Annotated in this window: 16 protein-coding genes; 6 read left to right on the top strand and 10 right to left on the bottom strand. The window is 40.1% G+C overall.

Annotated features, from left to right (window positions below; all coding sequences use genetic code 11):
* Positions 1-57: 57 nt before the first annotated feature.
* Genes galE through larB form a run of 3 tightly spaced genes read left to right on the top strand, consistent with a single transcriptional unit; the run spans position 58 to position 3,069 of the window.
* A complete protein-coding gene (galE, locus tag BLT41_RS11680; protein ID WP_092161319.1) occupies positions 58-1,053 on the top strand; it encodes a UDP-glucose 4-epimerase GalE in 996 nt (331 codons plus the stop codon).
* A 44-nt stretch (positions 1,054-1,097) separates the two neighbouring features.
* Positions 1,098-2,324 carry a nickel pincer cofactor biosynthesis protein LarC gene (larC, locus tag BLT41_RS11675; protein WP_092161318.1) on the top strand — a complete coding sequence of 409 codons (1,227 nt, stop codon included), beginning with the start codon at positions 1,098-1,100 and terminating at the stop codon, positions 2,322-2,324.
* Positions 2,311-3,069, top strand: a complete 759-nt coding sequence (larB, locus tag BLT41_RS11670) for a nickel pincer cofactor biosynthesis protein LarB (protein WP_092161317.1) — start codon at positions 2,311-2,313, stop codon at positions 3,067-3,069. Before larC ends, larB begins: the two co-directional genes overlap by 14 nt.
* On the opposite strand, the gene BLT41_RS11665 is transcribed toward larB, so the two are convergent.
* The 8 genes from BLT41_RS11665 to BLT41_RS11630 form a co-directional block, all read right to left on the bottom strand.
* The gene (locus tag BLT41_RS11665) at positions 3,070-3,804 is read right to left on the bottom strand and encodes a class I SAM-dependent methyltransferase (RefSeq protein WP_092161316.1); all 735 of its coding nucleotides are present in this window, start codon (positions 3,802-3,804) and stop codon (positions 3,070-3,072) included.
* Between the two features lie 18 nt (positions 3,805-3,822).
* Positions 3,823-4,638 (bottom strand): DsbA family protein, encoded by an 816-nt coding sequence (locus tag BLT41_RS11660; protein ID WP_092161315.1) that lies wholly within the window; start codon positions 4,636-4,638, stop codon positions 3,823-3,825.
* Positions 4,639-4,765: 127 nt separating this feature from the next.
* Positions 4,766-5,206, bottom strand: a complete 441-nt coding sequence (locus BLT41_RS11655) for an exosortase system-associated protein, TIGR04073 family (RefSeq protein ID WP_092161314.1) — start codon at positions 5,204-5,206, stop codon at positions 4,766-4,768.
* 142 nt (positions 5,207-5,348) lie between these two features.
* A complete protein-coding gene (locus tag BLT41_RS11650) occupies positions 5,349-8,933 on the bottom strand; it encodes a PEP/pyruvate-binding domain-containing protein (protein WP_092161313.1) in 3,585 nt (1,194 codons plus the stop codon).
* Between the two features lie 165 nt (positions 8,934-9,098).
* Positions 9,099-10,022, bottom strand: coding sequence for a biotin--[acetyl-CoA-carboxylase] ligase (locus BLT41_RS11645; protein ID WP_092161312.1), 924 nt, complete (start codon positions 10,020-10,022; stop codon positions 9,099-9,101).
* An 89-nt stretch (positions 10,023-10,111) separates the two neighbouring features.
* Positions 10,112-11,248, bottom strand: coding sequence for a Crp/Fnr family transcriptional regulator (locus tag BLT41_RS11640; protein ID WP_092161311.1), 1,137 nt, complete (start codon positions 11,246-11,248; stop codon positions 10,112-10,114).
* A 1-nt stretch (position 11,249) separates the two neighbouring features.
* Complete coding sequence (locus BLT41_RS11635; protein ID WP_244512260.1) at positions 11,250-12,446, bottom strand: Crp/Fnr family transcriptional regulator; 1,197 nt, start codon at positions 12,444-12,446, stop codon at positions 11,250-11,252.
* Positions 12,447-12,471: 25 nt separating this feature from the next.
* Entirely contained in the window at positions 12,472-13,161 is a 690-nt protein-coding gene (locus tag BLT41_RS11630) for a TVP38/TMEM64 family protein (protein WP_092161310.1), read from the bottom strand.
* An 80-nt stretch (positions 13,162-13,241) separates the two neighbouring features.
* On the opposite strand from BLT41_RS11630, the gene BLT41_RS11625 reads away from it, so the two are divergent.
* The gene (locus BLT41_RS11625; RefSeq protein ID WP_092161309.1) at positions 13,242-14,393 is read left to right on the top strand and encodes a tRNA nucleotidyltransferase/poly(A) polymerase-related protein; all 1,152 of its coding nucleotides are present in this window, start codon (positions 13,242-13,244) and stop codon (positions 14,391-14,393) included.
* 13 nt (positions 14,394-14,406) lie between these two features.
* Here BLT41_RS11625 and BLT41_RS11620 read toward each other — a convergent pair whose 3' ends face one another.
* Both BLT41_RS11620 and BLT41_RS11615 read right to left on the bottom strand, forming a co-directional pair.
* Positions 14,407-14,901, bottom strand: a complete 495-nt coding sequence (locus tag BLT41_RS11620) for a hypothetical protein (protein ID WP_092161308.1) — start codon at positions 14,899-14,901, stop codon at positions 14,407-14,409.
* Between the two features lie 15 nt (positions 14,902-14,916).
* The gene (locus BLT41_RS11615) at positions 14,917-15,693 is read right to left on the bottom strand and encodes a hypothetical protein (protein WP_092161307.1); all 777 of its coding nucleotides are present in this window, start codon (positions 15,691-15,693) and stop codon (positions 14,917-14,919) included.
* A 325-nt stretch (positions 15,694-16,018) separates the two neighbouring features.
* Here BLT41_RS11615 and sucD point away from each other — a divergent pair, with 325 nt between their 5' ends.
* Both sucD and BLT41_RS11605 read left to right on the top strand, forming a co-directional pair.
* Positions 16,019-18,109, top strand: coding sequence for a succinate--CoA ligase subunit alpha (sucD, locus tag BLT41_RS11610; RefSeq protein WP_092161306.1), 2,091 nt, complete (start codon positions 16,019-16,021; stop codon positions 18,107-18,109).
* A complete protein-coding gene (locus BLT41_RS11605) occupies positions 18,109-19,200 on the top strand; it encodes a glycosyltransferase (protein WP_092161304.1) in 1,092 nt (363 codons plus the stop codon). Before sucD ends, BLT41_RS11605 begins: the two co-directional genes overlap by 1 nt.
* The last annotated feature ends 17 nt before the right edge of the window (positions 19,201-19,217 follow it).

The raw sequence follows: 19,217 nt of genomic DNA, 5'->3' as shown, positions 1-19,217 counted from the left end.
TTATTAAATAATCAAAAAGATAACATGCAATAATAATTATGAACTCACGGAAACGTAATGGATAACAATAAAAAGAAACTATCCCTGCTAGTATGCGGTGGAGCCGGATATATCGGATCACATATGTCTAGAATGCTGAGTGATCACGGTCACGAAGTAACTGTATTTGACAACCTTTCTACCGGATACTCCAAGGCCCTGAAATGGGGCGATTTTATACAGGGTGATTTGCGCAACCCGGATGATCTTGAAAAAGCTTTAAGCTCGAAAAAATTTGATGCTGTATTCCATTTTTCAGGTCTGATTGTAGTTAGCGACTCAGTTAAACATCCCTTTCAATACTATGATAACAACGTCACGGGGACTTTAAATTTATTGCAGGCCATGCGTAATAATGGTGTAGATAAATTTGTCTTTTCGTCATCGGCCGCGGTTTACGGCGATCCTATTATGGACCTGATTACCGAAAACCACCCACTTGCTCCGCTTAACCCCTACGGCAGAACAAAACTATACACTGAAGAAATACTTGAAGATTATGCCACCGCGTACGATTTCAACTCCGTAAGTTTCAGATATTTCAATGCTGCCGGAGCTCACCCCGATGCACTCATAGGTGAAGCCCATCGCCCGGAAACACATCTCATTCCCAACATATTGCTAAGCAGCATTGACCAAGGCCGTAAACTCAAAATATATGGCGACGATTACCCTACTCCAGATGGAACCTGCGTCAGAGATTATATTCATATTCAGGATTTATGCGAAGCTCACCTTGCTGCCATAGAATTTCTCGAAACATCGCAGGGAGCACACTCTTTCAATCTGGGTAACGGCAACGGGTTCAGTGTTCTGGATGTAATCAAAGCAGCCGGAGATGTCATTGGTAGAAAAATTCCATACGAGTTTGAACCAAAACGGGACGGCGATTCTCCAAGATTAGTTGCCGACAGCTCTAAAGCACACAAACTGCTAAACTGGAAACCGCGATATGGTGATCTTCGTGAAATCATCGAAACCGCATATCGCTGGCATAAAAATCCTGCTTTTTAATTTTTAACTCTACTGATTTACCAGTCAGTTGCTGAGGGCTAAAAATGAAATCATTATTAATTGATCCACGAATGGCCGGAGTTGCCGGAGACATGCTCCTAGCCGCCCTACTTGACCTTACAGGCGACCAGGAATGCCTCCCTCTCCTGAGTAAGGCGATTTGCGAACTGACTCATTGCACCGCGTCCATTAAAGCCATCCATACCACTTCTATGGGAATAGGCGCTATAAAAATGGACATCGGGCTTAAAGGTGAACGCTTTGCTTCAGCAGAAGATCTTGCAAGAGCTTTCAAGAACATTTCAAATTTCATGGAAATGAGTCCGACAGTAATCGATAAAGGACTTGAGGTCATATCCGTGCTTGCAGAAGCTGAGTCTGCCGTTCACGAAGGACACTATCATCTGCACGAAGTAGGTTCTGTTGATACAGTTATAGATATTGCCGGAGTTCTATGGCTTTTGGATAAGTACGAATTTATGGACGGACAAATTTCCTGCCTGCCCGTTGCTGTCGGCAATGGTATTATTTCAATGGATCACGGGAAACTCCCTGCTCCGGCGCCTGCTACTTTGGAAATTTTATGCAAAAGAGCAATCCCCATAGCGTCTTCAACTGAAAAGTTTGAACTAGCCACCCCGACTGGAGTTGCCCTGCTCGCCTGTATCGTAGATGATTTTATAAAGATTTATCCAACGTCCACCCCTCTCAAAGCAGGACAGGGAGCCGGAAATGCGGAATTAGAATCATCTCCCAATATCATAAGAATTATTGAAAATATTTCATCCTGTGAAAACATTGAGCAAGCAATTTTACTTGAAACTTTGATTGATGATGCAAGCGGAGAAATTTTAGGACACGCACTAAACGAGATGCTTGACGCTGGCGCTCTCGATGCCTACATCACACCCGCAACAGGTAAGAAGAACCGCCCGGCACACCTCGTTTCAATTCTATGCGTCCCCGGAGAAGAAAGAGAAATGAGCTGCAAACTAATGCAGCAAACAGGCTCTATCGGAGTTCGCACCCATGTAGTTGATAGATTTATAGCTGAACGGAAAATAGATAAATACAAAGTTGAAATAAACGACACGAAATATCCAATAAGAATTAAAATATCTACATTTGATCAACATTTGATCAGTAGAAAACCAGAATTTGATGATTTAATAGAAATTTCAAAACAAACCGGATTGTCTCCACGCATAATTTCAGAAGAAGTTAAGCGACAATGCTTCTTACCCATAAAGGATTCTAATGAGCGAGATTGAGCTGATTAAGCTGCTTCAACTTTATAAAAATGGTCAGATAGACGATTCTGAAATTTTGGAAACAATTTCACAGCTACCTTATAAAGACTTAGGTTGTGCAAAGCTTGATACTCATCGCGGACTCAGGTGCGGAGTTGAAGAAGTAATCTTTTGCCCGGGCAAAATCCCTGAACATTTACAATCCATATGTAAAGCCGCTGCAAACATGACAGGTCTGTGCATTTTTACCAGAGTTTCAAGCGATCAGGCTCAACTTATCTTGAAAGAGCTTCCAGAAGCAAACTACTATAAAGATGCGGCTATCATCGCAGTTAATATAGTTGAACAGGACAAACTTGAAGGTATAGCAATTGTAACCGGAGGAACCTCGGATATCAGAGTTGCAGAAGAAGCCGCAATCACAGCAGAGCTTATGGGTAACCGGGTTGAACGGATATATGATGTCGGAGCTGCGGGAATTCACAGATTGTTCCCGTACCTTGACACATTACGCAAAGCCAACGCCATCGTTGTTGTCGCAGGAATGGAAGGAGCGCTTGTAACGGTCGTGGGCGGGCTGGTATCAGCTCCGGTTATCGCAGTGCCGACAAGCGTAGGTTATGGCGCAAACCTTGGTGGAATGACTACACTGCTCTCGATGCTGAACAGCTGTGTGCCTGGCGTAAGCGTTGTTAATATCGATAACGGATTCGGAGGCGGAGTTTCGGCTCACCTTATAAACAGAAAGGTTCACGGCAAAAAATAATCACCGTGTAAGCAACACAATATCCTGATGATTGCCTGATTTTATGCCACTCCAATTTCCGTACATGACTTCTTTAATTTTAAAGTTATGCTTCTCAAAAAGATTAAATGCGAACTGCTCATCATACCCTACAGCGTCCATCGGTTCTTTTGGGTCTGCGGTATAAAAAACTCCGAACTTATGAAAATCATGAACACTTTTTCCTAGATCCATCAATTCAAGAGACTCTTTATTGATCAGAAAAAACGTCACGAACACTCTACCGTTATCATTTAAAACTCTATCGATTTCAGACAGATAATTAATGATATCATCAGGCATCATATGAGTGAAGACTGAATTCAACAACACGAGGTCAAAGGTATTATCCTCATAGGGAAAAATGAATTCAGAAGCTTTAGTCTGAGCGTATGGATTATAGGTTGTATTGAAAATATCAACTTGCTTAAAATTAAAATTTGAAAATTCAGGAGTAATATTTTCAGAACACCATTTAACTCCGGCTGGAAAAGTATCAAATCCTTCGTACCCGCCACTTTCATTCAGATATTCCAACAACGGAAAAGCAAGCCTTCCAACTCCGCAACCAATATCCAAAACTTTCTCATCAGAGGCAAACTCCAACTTATCCTTACAAACGGCGATCATTTTTTGACCGATTTTACGAAAATCTCCCCCTCCGAAACAAATATGCAGATCTTCTGGAGGGTCAACAATATTAGTTACATCTCTCATTTTATTTCTCTACAAAAATTACATTTTATTCAGGCAGTCTTCACAAACCTCGCCATCATCAGCTTCTTTTTTGGGACTTTTTTCAAGAATAAGCCCTATTATCGATTCAAATTTATCAGCAGGAACATAGCCGCGAATTGAAACTCCATTAACGAGGAAAGTAGGAGTTGCATCAAATCCAAACAATTTGGCTTCGGCTTTATCTCCGGCAAGATTTTCAACAATCTTATTAGATTTCAAAACCTTTTCTAACTCAATCAAGTCAATATCAAGGTCGAGCAAAATCTTGCCTAAAATTTTTCCATCACTATCGTTATACAGACTTTTTTGCATTTCAAACGCGACATCATGAAATTTGAATGCTTTTTCTTTATCTAAAAGAGCAATGGCCTCATAGACAGCCGCAAGCTTTTTTGATTCTTCATGCAAAGGAAGATGTTTATATATCAATCTGTATTTATTGGGATTACTGGCTACAAGATCCCGCGCAACTTTTGCACCTTTACTGCAATACGGACAAAGAAAATCGGAATATTCAACAATGGTAACAAGTGCTTCAGGATTACCAATGCTTGCTCTGTCAGGAGAAATAACAGGGTTCAGAGGATTATCAATTTCAGCTTGAAATTTCTCTCTACGCTTCAACTCGCTCCGGGAATCAATACCGCTTTCTACTATTGTAAGAAGCTCAATGTTATTTTCACGCATAGCATCTAAAACAATCTGCGGATTGTCCTTTATGACTTGAGCAATCTGCTCTTTTAATCCTTGCTTGCTAACGCAACCCGATGCAAACATTGCCAATATAATAAAAAGCGCTGTATTCTTTAACATATTAATCCTTCATCTCTTTGGAATAAATACAAACAAAAACCCTCCAACGGAAAATCCTGTGGAGGGTTAAATTTTTAAATAACTTTGTCTAGCAAGATAATAATCGAGTAATTAAAAACTACACAAATCAATCCATAGCTATGTTGGTAATATCCATATAACTGTCATTACGCTCTTCAACTTTATCAGCAAATTCGGACGAAATAAACTCCTCATCCATTGTAGGACCGGCAGGCCCGCCAAAAGGAGAAGTAACAATATCATACATCCCGGAAACAACTCTTCCGGTTCCATACACAAAACCTGTTATGAAACCGCCGAAATATCCAGCCAACTGCTCGGCAGGGACATCACTTTCAGCAGACATATTAACAGCCTGATTTGGAATTTCTATCGGAGCAGTTATTATATTAGTCATTCCCCGTCCGAGTTTACGTGAAACTCTTGAACCATAAGAATCCTGACTTCCAACATAATTATCTGACTTCATGGAGCAACCGCAAAGGATAAGCATCGACAGACTGATTGTCGTGAGAGTTATTTTTACAAACCATTTAGATTGGTACATTTTGGCTCCTGTTATGCCGCAAATATGCCTTTGCCCACCTTTTCTGTCAAGGCTCGCTCTTTAAACTCCAGAGAACATACAAATAACAATTAGCAGGACCGATACTTAACTGAGTCGGTCCTGCTAATTGATCAATATAACTTTACCACTTCTTAGAATACTGTTTCTTCAGAGCCGCTTCCTGATCTTCAAAAGTAGCAAATCCGGCATGATGCATTGCATCTTCGACTGTTTGTGACCAGTTCCATGCAGAATAGATCACAGGCTTATGGAATGTTCCACGGAAAGCGTTCATTTCCTGTCTGTAGAAATCTTCCTTAGGAGTATCTATGTTGTCACGAAGCTGCTCATTAAGTCTTCTTATTTCACCTTCATACCAATCTTCGAGATCTTCAGGTGTTTTATATTTCTTAATAATATGACCGTATCCATTTCCTTCCATCAACTTAGCGAGCCGTTCAAAATGTCTTGCATTTATCCACTTACCAAGTTCGCTAACCTTAATGTTTTCAGCTTCTACAGCAGCCATATCTAGCTTTGTCTGAAGATAAGTATCAGGCACAACAGATGCGGAAACAATACCGGCAATGCAGACAACCCCGCGCAGGATGACACTGTTCGAGACGCCCTGACCGCAGAAACCGATTTTCTTACTGAATTTCTGCCCGGTGAATATAGTCGAAAGAATCGCCCATACTACCGCAGGATCTTCTTCGTCGTAAATATGCTGCAATCTTGAATTATCTCTGTCTGTTCCGAGAACAAGCTGAGTCATATCATTCGAGCCGATGGAGAATCCATCAACTTCTTTAATAAACTCTTTACTGAGAATTGCATTACTTGGAATTTCCGCCATCAGGATAAGCTTCAAATCATCCTTTCCGGATTCAAGATGATGAACCTGAGCAAGATAACGTTTCATGCTCCGAGCTTCTTCAATTGTTCTAACAAAAGGAAGCATCAGATGAAGATTCTTTCCACCGAAAACCCCCCTTGCCAGTTTGAAAGCTTCAAGCTCCCAATCATGGACATCTCTGGAAACACCGCGATATCCAAGCATCGGATTATCTTCATGATTTTCAAAAAGAAGTCCGCCAAGCAAGTTGTGATATTCGTTTGTTTTAAAATCTGTGGTTCTGTAAATGATGTCTTTGCCGTAAAAAGCCATCGAGAACAAAGCAAGTCCTTGCGACAAGGTCTGGATATAATTTTCCTTACCTGAGCGCAGTCCGCGAGACTGGAGAAGTTCAAAAATACGCTTTCTTAAGGTGCGAACCTCGTCCATTTCAGACTTAAGTCCCATCTTACGAGCAACTTCTTCACGTAAAGCTTTAATTTTTTCGTTAAGTTCAATAACAATCGGATTCTTGACAGCTTGTTCCAACATCTCTGAAATTTCATCAGAAGACTCGGAACGTCTATAGATAAAGCGTGAATCTGCGTTTTCTTCAACACCGTGCTGGAGTCCTAAAACGGCTTTAACATGCTCTTCAATTTTAACAGAAGTCTTCAAAATATATAGACTTTCTGCGCCGTGCATCAAATAATTATCCAATTTTTTATCTAGCTCTCTGAGCCTGCGATGCATTGCCAGAACTTCTTCAGTTCCTCTGGCATTTTCACCGCTGGCAAGCGCATCCATTTCATCAGCAAGCCCGGTAAGAGCCCCTACATATTCCCTCAGCTTAATATTCAAAGAAATAAGACCGGAATCAAGTTGAGATCTCATAACAGCAGTGAGTCTTGCATCAAGTTCATCAAGTTTATCCTGAATTAACTTATCAAGAGCTCCGTTATCATAAGCTTCAAGGGCCAATGGATGGACACCGACATTACCAAGCATAAACTCAGCTCTCAGCAAGCCCACTTCAAAATCAGGAACTTCTCTGAGGCGTGAAAGGAAGAGTGATTGTCCAACGTCAGCAAGGATAAGCCCGACTTTGGTCTTGGTAGCAGGAAGCTTAGAGGTATCAATTGTACCGCCAACTTCACGCAATGGAAGCAGTCCGCGATAAACTTTACCTCTGGAACCGTCGACAGTGACTTCCTGTCCATCAAGTGAACGAAGGATTTCAAGACGCTGAATACCGATGATTGCGGGAATTCCGAGTTCACGGGAAGTAATCGCGGCATGACTGGTGTCACCACCGACATCGGCCATAATACCTGCGGCAATACGCATTCCCGGCACCATGTCCGGGTCGGTACGAGCTGCGGCCAGAATATCACCTTTATTAATCTTATTAAGCTCAAGGGCTGAACGCAGATATTTAACAGTACCCTGACCGGCTCCGCGAGAAGCTCCGTTACCTTCGAGAAGAACTTCTGCTGAAACCAGAGCCTTGGGATCAACTTCAAGTCTGCGCATGAAGATTGTATCCGGATGCTGTTCAAAATCTTCATTCCAGCGAGTTTCAGGGCGAGCCTGCACAAACCATAAACGATCCGATGCGTCGAGACAGAATTCAGTATCCATAATCATACCACCATAGGCATGACTTATTGAGCGGACACCTTTGGCTACTTCTTCAGCCTGTGCAAGTGATAAAGCCCAGCGGAAAATTTCATTAGGCTGAACTTTTACAACTTTAGTACCGCCCTTCTCACTGTAGACAATTTTTTTGTCTTTGTTTCCCATATTACGAACAACGACTTCAGAACCGTCATCACGCTGGAAAACATAAAATTTATCAGGAGTAACCATTCCACCGACAACAGCTTCTCCGAGACCGTAACTTGCATCAATGGAAACAAGATCTTTTCGATCTGTTCCACGGCACCCTGTCGCAGTATCAGCACTGAACGCTGTTCCGGATATGACAGGATTAATCATACGCATAATGCAAACCGACAGGGATGTGTTTTCAATAGCCCATTCTTTCTTGGCTATTTCTGCGATAGAAGCATCTCCGGTATTTTCAGCAAGAGTAACTGCGTCAAGAATTGCTTCACGACGATAAGTCATACTGCGGAGGTTGTATGCGGAAGCACAATCCCAATGATAAGCTTCGGAGCAGTTATCTTCTCCGACTATATTTAAGTAAGTATCCTGAAGTCCGGCAAAAGCCTTTTTACGACTATCTTCCCCTGCCGCTGAAGATCTTACAGCCACAGGCTCATTCTCAAGCCCGGCATCTTTACAAATAGATAAATAAGCGAACTTGACGGCTTCATCTACTTCTTTAGGCAGCTCAACTGAAAGAATCGCACTTTGAACCAGAACAGACCTTTTACGCAATTGATCAATGCCTTCAGGAGAAGTGGCAAACCCTTCAACTACGTTATTAATGAAAGTTCTTAATTGAATTAAAGTTTCGGAATGTTTTTGAGCTTCCTCTTTAATTACAAAGGCAATCGAACGAACAAAATTCTGTATAAATTCGGAATCACTGTTAACGCTTTCGCTATTCCAATCAACAGCATTATATTGACTGTCTACAACAGCCCTTACAACACTTGCGTGAACCTTGGTTTCATCCAGTAATTGATGAAAAGCCAGAGAAGAAATTGCCCGGAACTGCGGAGATCTAATACCGTCAACCTGACTGATCAGAGCAGTATTATAGTTTTTACCGCCAACTAAAAGTTCCGCATCTTCTCCTATTTTTACAATATCAGAGCCTGCTAAAACCATCTTTTTTTCAAGTTGTTTTACAGCCTGACTTTTTTTAGGAGTTTCGGTCTCTACTTTCTTAGCAGTACCAGCTTCTTCCGTTTTACCAGCCATCATTTACTCCTTACACAACTAGATATAGGTTGTGCCCGCGAAATAGTTATCTAAAAAATTCCGCTTAATATAAGGTGTTTAATTTTAAGAATTATATTTTTAAATTGCAACTTTTTCATATATACACTCTATTTTAACCAAAAAACAGAGGTATAATAATAAAAACTAGATAGGCATTACACTTCCGGAATAAACCTCATGTTTAATTCCATCCTTCTCAATAATCAGACCACCATCAGGACAAAGTCCACATATGCGTCCTACTGAAACTTCTTTCGGACCATCCACAATTCTTACTTCTTCACCGAACCAAACCAGTTGATCAGCCAGTGTTTTGAGAAAATCTTCAGGATCCTGTGTTGAAACAATCGCATCAAACTGGTTTTTAAAATAATCTATCAGCTGAATCCAAGTTTCCAAAGGTCCGAGCTGCATATCGTCAGTATTAATTTTTGTAGCAGTAACAGCATGATCAGGACGAAGCTTGTCTCTTTGCGGAGCAGACGATGTATTTAAGCCTATGCCGACCATAATAACTGAGCCACGCTCTTCAATAAGAATTCCGCCGATTTTCTTGCCGTCTTTCAGAATATCATTGGGCCATTTAAGCTGCGTTTCAATTCCGATATCTTTAAGAGCACGACAAACAAGATAACCAACAACAAGAGGTAAAATTCTGGTCCATACAGGCCGGACTTCTCCCGGAGCGCCAGTAGGAAGGGACGGCCATTTAATAGTACCATAAATATTGCCGGGAGGGGATATCCATTCTCTTCTGACTTGGCCCCGTCCTGTATTCTGCTCAACAGCCAGAACACTTCCCCATTCTGGCAGATCTTCAAGAGCATTAAGACGCCAAGCGACATCGATACTTGAAATACAGGAACCACAAATAGCTATAGGTCTACCGGCTCTAGCCCCGGATAACCAAGTGGAATAAGTTCTATATTCAGCATCTTCACTATTCCATGGACTGAAGTGCTCGATATCTCTTGCCCAAAGAGGGTGAGCCTGAAAAAGCTGCTCAGGAGTTACTTTAGGAATAGGACTGTCTTTTTTTCCGCTGATAATGGTAATTCTTTTAATCATAGCTTGTTATCTCATGTACTAAGGTTTTTTGGCAAGAGTTGACACTGTTGTTTTTAACTTACTATAAGAAATGTTTCGCCATTTCAAAACTATTCCTTTTTACCTAATTTAACTTCTCTGATCATATCAAGCAATTCTTCTTCCACTTCATCAGCTTCGTTCTGATCAATAGCGTCTAAACCTTTTGATTCTTTAGTAATAGCGTTTGCAATCTTTGAAGAAATCGCTGCTAATATCCTGTCTCTGCCTTCTTCCGCGGCAATTGCCAATAATATACCCAGCTTATAATAACCAAGCCTGCTGAAAATTTGCTTTAAAGTTCCAATATCAACAAAAACGATATCATTAACATTTTCTAACTCTTCAATGGACTTACGTTTACGTTTGGTTTCCAGAAAATATTCATCTCCCTTCTTTTTAGCCCATTTGTATGTTGCGCCTTTGTGTAAGACACAAATATCTTCAGGAAAATCACCAACACCTATTTTTTTATAAATCAACTCTGGAAGAGAATCGAACAGCTCAGAAAAGTCATGAATATCAACGTACTCAGTGTAACAAATCTTCCCTCTGAACTTATTAACATCATTAGACAAACTTTCTGCCACTTCCAAAAAGTGTTCAGGATCATTGATAGCAAGATAAACTCTGCTTACCATTTTACTTTTTGTTATAAGATTAAAAGAACAAGCAGCAGTAATCATCCTTTCTATTTCTGATTCTGAAATATTTATTATACTGCTAAGTTCATAACAAAAATCTTTATAATTAACTCCAACCTCTTTATCTTGTTCCGGAGAATTCGTAAATATTCTAAATTTAAGATTAAGAAGACGGCACAGGGTCATCCAGATATTGCCACTTCTGTTTTCAATTATATTTTTATTAGCGGTAGCAAGTCTTGAGGCCAGTACCCGAGTGAGATGAAATACAGTTGGATGGCTCTTTTTAAGCAAGGTCATAATAAGGTTGGCAGTTAAAACCATCAAAGTACAACTTGTTTCAGCTTCCGCCCCGGCAACTCGAGGACTCCTTGATATTATGGCCATTTCGCCAAAAATTTCACCAGAACCAAGAGTTGCTAAAACATTATTAACACCATGAATTTGTTTAACAATATTAACAGTACCCTTGGTAATAATATAGGCAACATTTCCCATGTCGCCTTCACGGAAAATAACATCACCCTTAGAAAAGGTTATTGACTTAGGTTTTAAGGAACTCACTCTATAACCCTTTTAATTTTTTAATAATATCTATCACTTCATCTGAACATTCTAGGACATCTAAATCGCTTACATCACGAGCGGCAGGCGGTTCAGACTGAAGAATACCAGCTTGTTTTCTATTTATATTCAGCAAAATTTTCTTTTTATTTTGTTCGTCGGCAGCAGAATAAAGAACAGATATTTTATAATAATTAAAATCTTTCAACGCTATTTGTAACGTAGGATTATCAATAAAAACAAAATCATCAACATTATCAATTTCATTCAAGGATTTTTTAGGCCGTTTAAACTTTTTAAAAAAATCAGGTTCTTTATCCTTACTCCAGTTTATTGCTTTTGCTCTATTAAAAAACAATAAATTTTCAGGGAACTCTTCTTTCATAACTTTGTTATAAATAAATTCAGGTCGACTTCCTGTTCGCACTGCAAGATCGGAAAAAGTCATAAAATTCATCTTGTATTCAACATCAGCCCCAAGTTCTTTGACCTCTGAATACAATTTTCTTAAAGATAACATAAATTCATTAAAATCTGGTATCTTGATATATCTTTCAACAAAAGCACTTTTACCGCTTTTCTGCTTCGATTTAATGTCAATCAGTCTAAATTTAAAAATTGTATGAAGAAAAGAATCAATTTCTATTGTAGAAAACACAGCGAGACCTTTCACTGTTTCCGTAAAAGACTTTACTGAAAGACCCATCTCATAATTTTCTATTTCGCGCTTCTTATCTCGCGGAATATACGCATAATCCTTATAAGCAAGGTCTAATATTGTAGCCAATGAAAGAAACGGTCCACCTTCATCAACGGTAACAGCTTCATTATCTACACGTAAAACCCGCTCAGCAAGCAATTCAACTATTTTTTTAACAGTTACAGGAGAGGCATCAAGCAGCCTGTTCATGATATCCTCAGTCAAAGGAACTAATTCACAATAGCTTGCAGCCTCAACACTTACAGAACGTTTTTCGTTCGCAAGTAATGACATTTCTCCAAAAATATCACCACGATGAAGAGTCATTAATACTGTTTTTTTATTATCAATATTTTTAAAAACATTAACTGAACCGGATTTAATCATATAAGCAACTTTACTTTCCTGTCCTTCATGGAAAATAACCTTACCTTTATGATAATTCCGGATAGTAGGAGACGTCTTTGTCGTTATAGACGTTAAGGGAGATCTAGCCATATTTTAATAAATATCCTTATTAAAATTAAGTTATTTTATTAATATTTCGTTCTTTTACGAAACTAACTGCTTTTCTGACAAAAAGTGGAAACAAACCTAATATAATAAAAGAAATTATTAAACTCGGTTGAAGAATACCGGATACAGACGAAATTTGACCAAGCTCCTTTCCGGCGTTCACAAAAACCATTGTTCCGGGCAGCATTCCGATCTGGGAGACCCAATAAAAAGTCCGAAGTCTCATGGGAGTAAGTCCCATCACGAGATTAATTACAACAAAAGGAATAGCCGGAATAAGGCGCATTGTGAATAGATAGAATGCTCCTTCGTTTTTTATTCCGTTGTTGACTTTTTCCAGCTTATCTCCAAACCTACGCTGAACATAGTCCCGAAATAAATAGCGCGAAAAAAAACAGGCAATTGTCGCCCCGATAGAACTGGCAAAAGAGATGGTAACCACGCCAACGGTAAAACCGAAAAGAGCTCCTCCGGCAAGGCCAAGTACTGCGGCCCCCGGCAAATTAAGCCCTACAATGACAACGTAAATAACAAAAAAACTAAAGATTGATCCAAATGGATGCAACTCATAAAAAACTTGAAATTCCTGCCTTGAACTTTTCAAATAATCCAAGGTTAAGAACCTATCAAAATCAAGGGCAAAAAAGAGAAAAACTCCTGCCAACAACAATATGAATATTAATATTTTGTTTTTCATTCCCCATAAGATATCATCTCTATTGATTTTGGCAAGTTTTCTTAATCTTTTATTACATATAGAATAGAATTAACAACAATATGAAAAATAAGAAAAAAACATTATCCATTTTAATGGTCGGAGGTTCAATCCGAGACTTACTCCTAGGAAAAACACCGAATGATTTTGATTTCTTAGTTGCGTCCGGTTCTGTTGAGGACTTTAAAAAAGAATTCCCATATGCCAAGCCAGTCGGCAAATCCTATGAAATATTTTTCCAGAAAGGATTTGAATTCTCCTTTCCCAGAATAACAGGACAAACGGTCGAAGAAACAATAGATCTCGACCTGTCTGCAAGAGATTTCACCATAAACGGCTTCGCTCTGGATGAGGATGGAGAACTGTATGCACATCCTAACGGACTCGAAGATTTATATTCTAAAACCCTGCGGCCTGCATTCGCAGAAACATTTAAATCAGACCCGTTAAGAGTTTTTCGCGCCGCAACATTTCTTGCCAGATTTCCAGACTTTACAGCTCACCCGGACCTGATCACCAGCATGCGGGAAGCTTTTGAAAAAGGATGGCTGACAAACATAGCTCCTGACAGAATAGGAGTAGAATTAATTAAAGCCCTCAAAAGTGACAAACCGGGCAATTTTGTGAGAACTCTTCAGGCCGCGAATTGCTTTGAACCTTGGTTTACTGAATTCTCCGGTTCAGACGGAATCACAGCTGGACCTCCGAAATTTCATGACAAATCTGTACTAGGACATATCTCCGAAATTATGGACAAAGTAGCCGGAAATCCGATCACCTGCTGGATGGCCACGTGTCACGATCTCGGCAAAATTTTAACTCCAACAGAACTTTTGCCGGCTCACCACGGACACGATATAAAAGGAATCGCCCTTGCATCTAAACTCAGCAAGAGGCTGCTGCTTCCTAACAAGTATATAAAAGCCGGAGAGTTAGCGGCAGAACTACATATGAAAGCAGGAAACTATAAAGAGCTACGGCCGGCCACAAAAGTAGACCTGCTTATGAAACTCCACAAGAATGATTTGGTGAAAAACATGAGAGATCTTTGCCGCGCAGACAAAAATGAAGATACAATGGCAACCGCAATGACCGATCTGGCCAAGATATTAAAAGTCAGCCTACCGGAACAAGATAGAAACTTAGGCAAAGAGTCAGGAAAAAAGCTTAGAAGTTTGCGTGCTCAAAAAATTTCATCCAAGCTTACTACCTGATCATATTGAAATACTATTCAAATAGAAATTTATATTGAGTCGCAATTTTATCGGTTGTGTTCATTAATTTAGCCGCAGTAGTTTCAACGTTTAAAACATTCACTGTGCCGATACGCTTATCAAGATAAAATGGAACAACATCTTCACTTGCTGCAAAAGTCCAAATCACAGCATAAATCGACCCTATTTCAGGACGTTCGCTAAATTCACTACTTGAAACGACTTTAATTCTTACTGATTTTTGCTTTTTATCAGCCAGTCTGAACAACACTGATTTCCTAAAGTTTTCCTTTAACTTTAAAGCCAAAGTGCCACCAACTTCATCATTTCCAAAATGTTCTACAATTATAGCAAATCCATCTTTTTTATTAAGATTTTCAGCCTTATCACTCACAGGTACCGGCTTTGATTTAACATCAGGAACAGCCATTTCCGACTCTGCAAAAGCGGATAGGGACAAGCAAGATATCGCCAGAGCGAAAACAAATAGAGTAAATACTTTTTTCATCTGAAATCTCCTGAATTAAATGCTTTTCTGTAATTGCTCTAGCAAGACTTTCACTTGCGACTTATTCTTTGAATACATTTGTGAACAAAAGTCCTGAATAAAAGGAGGTGTGTGTTTACCGTCAGGCAAATCAGGAAACTCCGGTAAACCCAGTTCTTCAATCACAATAGGCTTAAAAGCCATTTGACTGTCTATGGCGGAACAATCCGGCCCCACACATCCGGTGATATTTTCTTTTACTACTGTTTCCGGATCAAGCGATTTTGTAAATTTCAGTACATCAGAAGGTGATATATTTTTATTAACTTTATCAATTTTACGATTAATATCCTCAGCAAAAAGATAAAAATCCATGCGGTTTAAGGATCTCATTTTACGACCGTGATTCGCTTCATTATCAGTAATTAATCCGTTCATATAAGCTTCTATACGACGGGCAAGCTGATGATAAGCAATGCTTACCCACTTAGTATATTCAGTTTTATTTGTCAGTGAAAATGAAGGAGTGTCGTCAAAAGAAGAACATTCTGTCTGCTCAGGAAAATTATAAAGCTCAGGATTAATTCCTGCTAAATCCCAAAATTCTTTGTACCCAACTTCACCAAGGCAAACCTTTTGAAGCAAAGCACATGATTCAAAGATCTCATCCACATTTTCAAAAAGCTGCTTTGACAAAGATTCAAAATACTCCATGGTATCATCGATATCTTTTCTTGCCCCGAAAAAGTTATCTGCCATGTCGTTTAAGACTTCATCTGCCAGAGCATTTGATAAATCTTTAAAAGCTGCCATTTTTTATCCTTGAACTCTTTTCGCAATAAAATTTAATCATCACAAATTAATTAATTAGAGCCTGAACCTGCATAATATATACATCGTTACCTGTTTAGTAAAAAAAAACAGAATAGTATTTATCAATTAAACTTGAGAGTGCCATATATTTGCATTATACGCTATTGGCATTAGTCTCATCTGAAAAATGTTTCAGAGCAAACACATTGATATTCTAGCAGATTTACTTTTTTAACCATCTTCGTTCTGCTTTAATGTCTTTTGCCTGAGATTATAAATTTAAATTAACTCTTGAAGTTATAACCGTAGCCGTGCTGGAGGGATTATGCTGCTCAATGAACATCTCAGCAAGACACTACTTAAAGAGGCCGCCAGAATTCCTGTTCCGACAGGTGTTAAAATAACCCTGAAAGATCTCCCCGCATTAGAACCCTACTTTCCTTTGCCTTGGATTCTAAAAGCACAGGTCCCGGTCGGGGGACGTGGAAAAGCTGGCGGAATTCAAAAAGTAGATTCGCGGGAAGAGTATGAAAAAACTGCTCGTCAAATTTTATCAATGGAGATCAAAGGAAATAAAGTTCCCTTTATCAGAGCAGAACCGGCAGTTGATATCCGTCAAGAATTTTATCTTTCACTCACCCTTTCAAGACAGCGCCGCAAAGTTATAATGACTGTAGGACGTGAAGGTGGTGTTGAAATTGAAACCATGGGGCCGGAAAACCTTCTGGTCCAAGAAATAAGCCTGCCCGGTGGATTGCAGCCGAATCAAATCAGAGCTGCATTTTTTCACATCGGACTGGCCAAAGAGCTTTTTGGTGATTTCAGCACCATAGTTACCAACTTATATAAAACAATGATTGATTACGGCTTACTACTTGCCGAAATCAATCCTCTGGCATTAACCGGATACGGCAAACTACTCGCTCTCGATGGTAAAATTGAAATGGACGATAATATCGTTGATATCAATCCGGCCTTCGAACGTTTTTACCAGCCTGAGCATTCAACCCGCGAAGAAAACATCGCCCGAGATGCGGGAATGAGCTTTGTTTCGCTGAAAGGATGGGTAGGATTAATTGCCAACGGTGCAGGCCTTGCTATGGCATCAATGGATGCTCTCAACTTCTCTAAGCTACCGGCAGCCAACTTTTTAGACCTTGGCGGAGCAGCGGATCAAAAACGTATTGAAACCGCTTTAGGGCTGCTGTTTAAGGATGAACAGGTTGAAGCAATTTTCATTAACCTGTTCGGAGGAATACTTTCCTGCGAATTAGTTGCCAAGGCACTGGTCGCCGCCCTTGGAGGAAAAGCACCGGAAAAACCTATAGTGGTCCGCATGTCCGGCAACAGCGCGGATAAAGGGCTTAAAATTCTTAAAGATCTCAACAGTGACAAACTGCATCGTGCCCATAATATGAATGAAGCTGTCGAAATATTGCGGACACTTAAACCCGCAAACGCTCCCGTAATAAAATTTGCAGAACCGATTTCAGCAATGCCGGAATCAACACCTGTAGATGTTGGATACAAATCTTCAAGTATTTTCGATATTGACAAAGACACTCCCATACTTGTGCAGGGAATCACCGGACAGGAAGGACGTCTGCACACACGGCTCATGCTCGAATACGGAAGCAACATTGTTGCCGGAGTAACTCCGTTTAAAGGCGGCCAGGAAGTTTTGGGTGTGCCGGTTTATAACAGCATAAAAGAAGCACAGCTCCATCACAAAATAGGTGCGAGCATCATTTTCGTGCCGCCAAAGCTTGCGACAGATGCAATCTTGGAAGCTGCGTCATGTGAAATTCCTTGGGTTGTGTGCATCACCGAAGGCATTGTTCAGAGTTCAATGCTGAATGTTCTTGAACAGATAAAAGGCGGCAAAACCCGTGTAGTCGGCCCCAATACTCCCGGACTGATCGTTCCCGGTCAGACAAAAATAGGAATATTACCGACAACACCATTCTCACCCGGGCCTGTCGCTGTCCTTTCTCGAAGCGGAACCCTTACCTATGAAGTTGCCGACCGCTTAAACCAAGTTGGAATCGGGCAATCACTTAGTGTCGGAATCGGCGGGGATTCTTATATCGGAACCACTTTCGCAGATATGTTCGAAATGCTGCGTAACCACGATGAAACCAAGGCTGTCATGGTTCTCGGTGAAATCGGCGGAACTGCTGAGCAGGATCTAGCTGACTATGTAATCAAAACAGGGTTTGACAAACCCGTACTTTCCTTTATTGCTGGGCAGACCGCACCTCCCGGGAAACGGCTCGGTCATGCAGGTGCAATTTTGCAGGAAGGTACCGGAGTTCAAGGCAAACTGGAAAAAATGCGTTCAGCAGGTTTCACGGTCTGCCCAAGCCTTGAATCAATTCCACAGCTCACAGCGGACGCTCTCGGAATAAAATTATAGTGAATCAAAACGTTTGTTTTTTTAATAGTAATAAAGCGTGGGGCGGCGGGGAAAAATGGAATCACCATTTTTCCCTGCTCCTGCGGGACAAAGGATATCGAGTTTTTGTTGTCACAAATCACAACTCAGAACTCAAAAAAAGATTAGAAAACGAACCAGGAATCACTCTTCACAGTGAATCCATCGGCAATCTTTCGTTTTTAAATCCAGCCATAATGCTACGCCTTAAATCTTTTTTTCAGCAAAACGACATAAAAACAGTTATCACCGCCCTACCGTCTGACGTTAAAAGCGGTGGTTTTGCAGCCAAATGCGCAGGTGTTTCCAAGGTTATTTATCGCCGTGGAATTGCAGTTCCGGTCAAAAACAGTTTCCTCAACAGACAGATATTCTCAAAAGTTGTTGACCGTTTAATCGTTAATTCGCTTGAAACCAAACGCACAGTTCTTATCAACAATAAGAACCTTATAAACGAATCAAAAATAAGATTAATCCATAACGGCTTCGATGTTGTAGAATTTGACAATCAGCCAAGTGAACAGATTTATACTCGGTTAGGTGATGAAGTAATCATTGGTAATGCAGCTAGACTGACAGCTCAAAAAGGACAAAAATTTCTGATTGAAGCGGCTGAAATTCTTAAAAAGAAAGGGCTTAATTTCCGAATCCTAATCGCCGGAAAAGGTGAAATGGAAGAAGAGCTTAAAGACTACTCTACAAAACACGGAGTATCTGATGTTGTTGACTTTATAGGCTTTGTTGAAGACATGAAATCGTTCTACGCATCTCAAGATATATTCTGCCTGCCATCATTATGGGAAGGATTCGGTTACGCACTTGTTGAAGCCATGACTCTTGAAAAACCAGTTGTCGGTTTTGAAATCAGCTCCAATCCGGAAGTAGTAAAGAACGGTAAAACCGGAATTCTTGTTCCATCTGAAGATTCATCACAGCTGGCATCTGCCCTTGAAAAACTAATTTTAGATGCTGGATTACGCAATAAAATGGGTAAAGCGGGTAGAGAAAGAGTGTTAAATAAATTCAACACTCCACTCGTTCTTGGAAAATTAATTGACCTGATTGAAGAATAAAGCTTCCAATAAGTTTG

The organism is Maridesulfovibrio ferrireducens, from assembly GCF_900101105.1.
Lineage (GTDB): Bacteria > Desulfobacterota > Desulfovibrionia > Desulfovibrionales > Desulfovibrionaceae > Maridesulfovibrio > Maridesulfovibrio ferrireducens.
The sequence above is the reverse complement of the archived record's forward strand: the minus strand, read 5'-3'. Positions and strand labels throughout refer to the sequence as shown.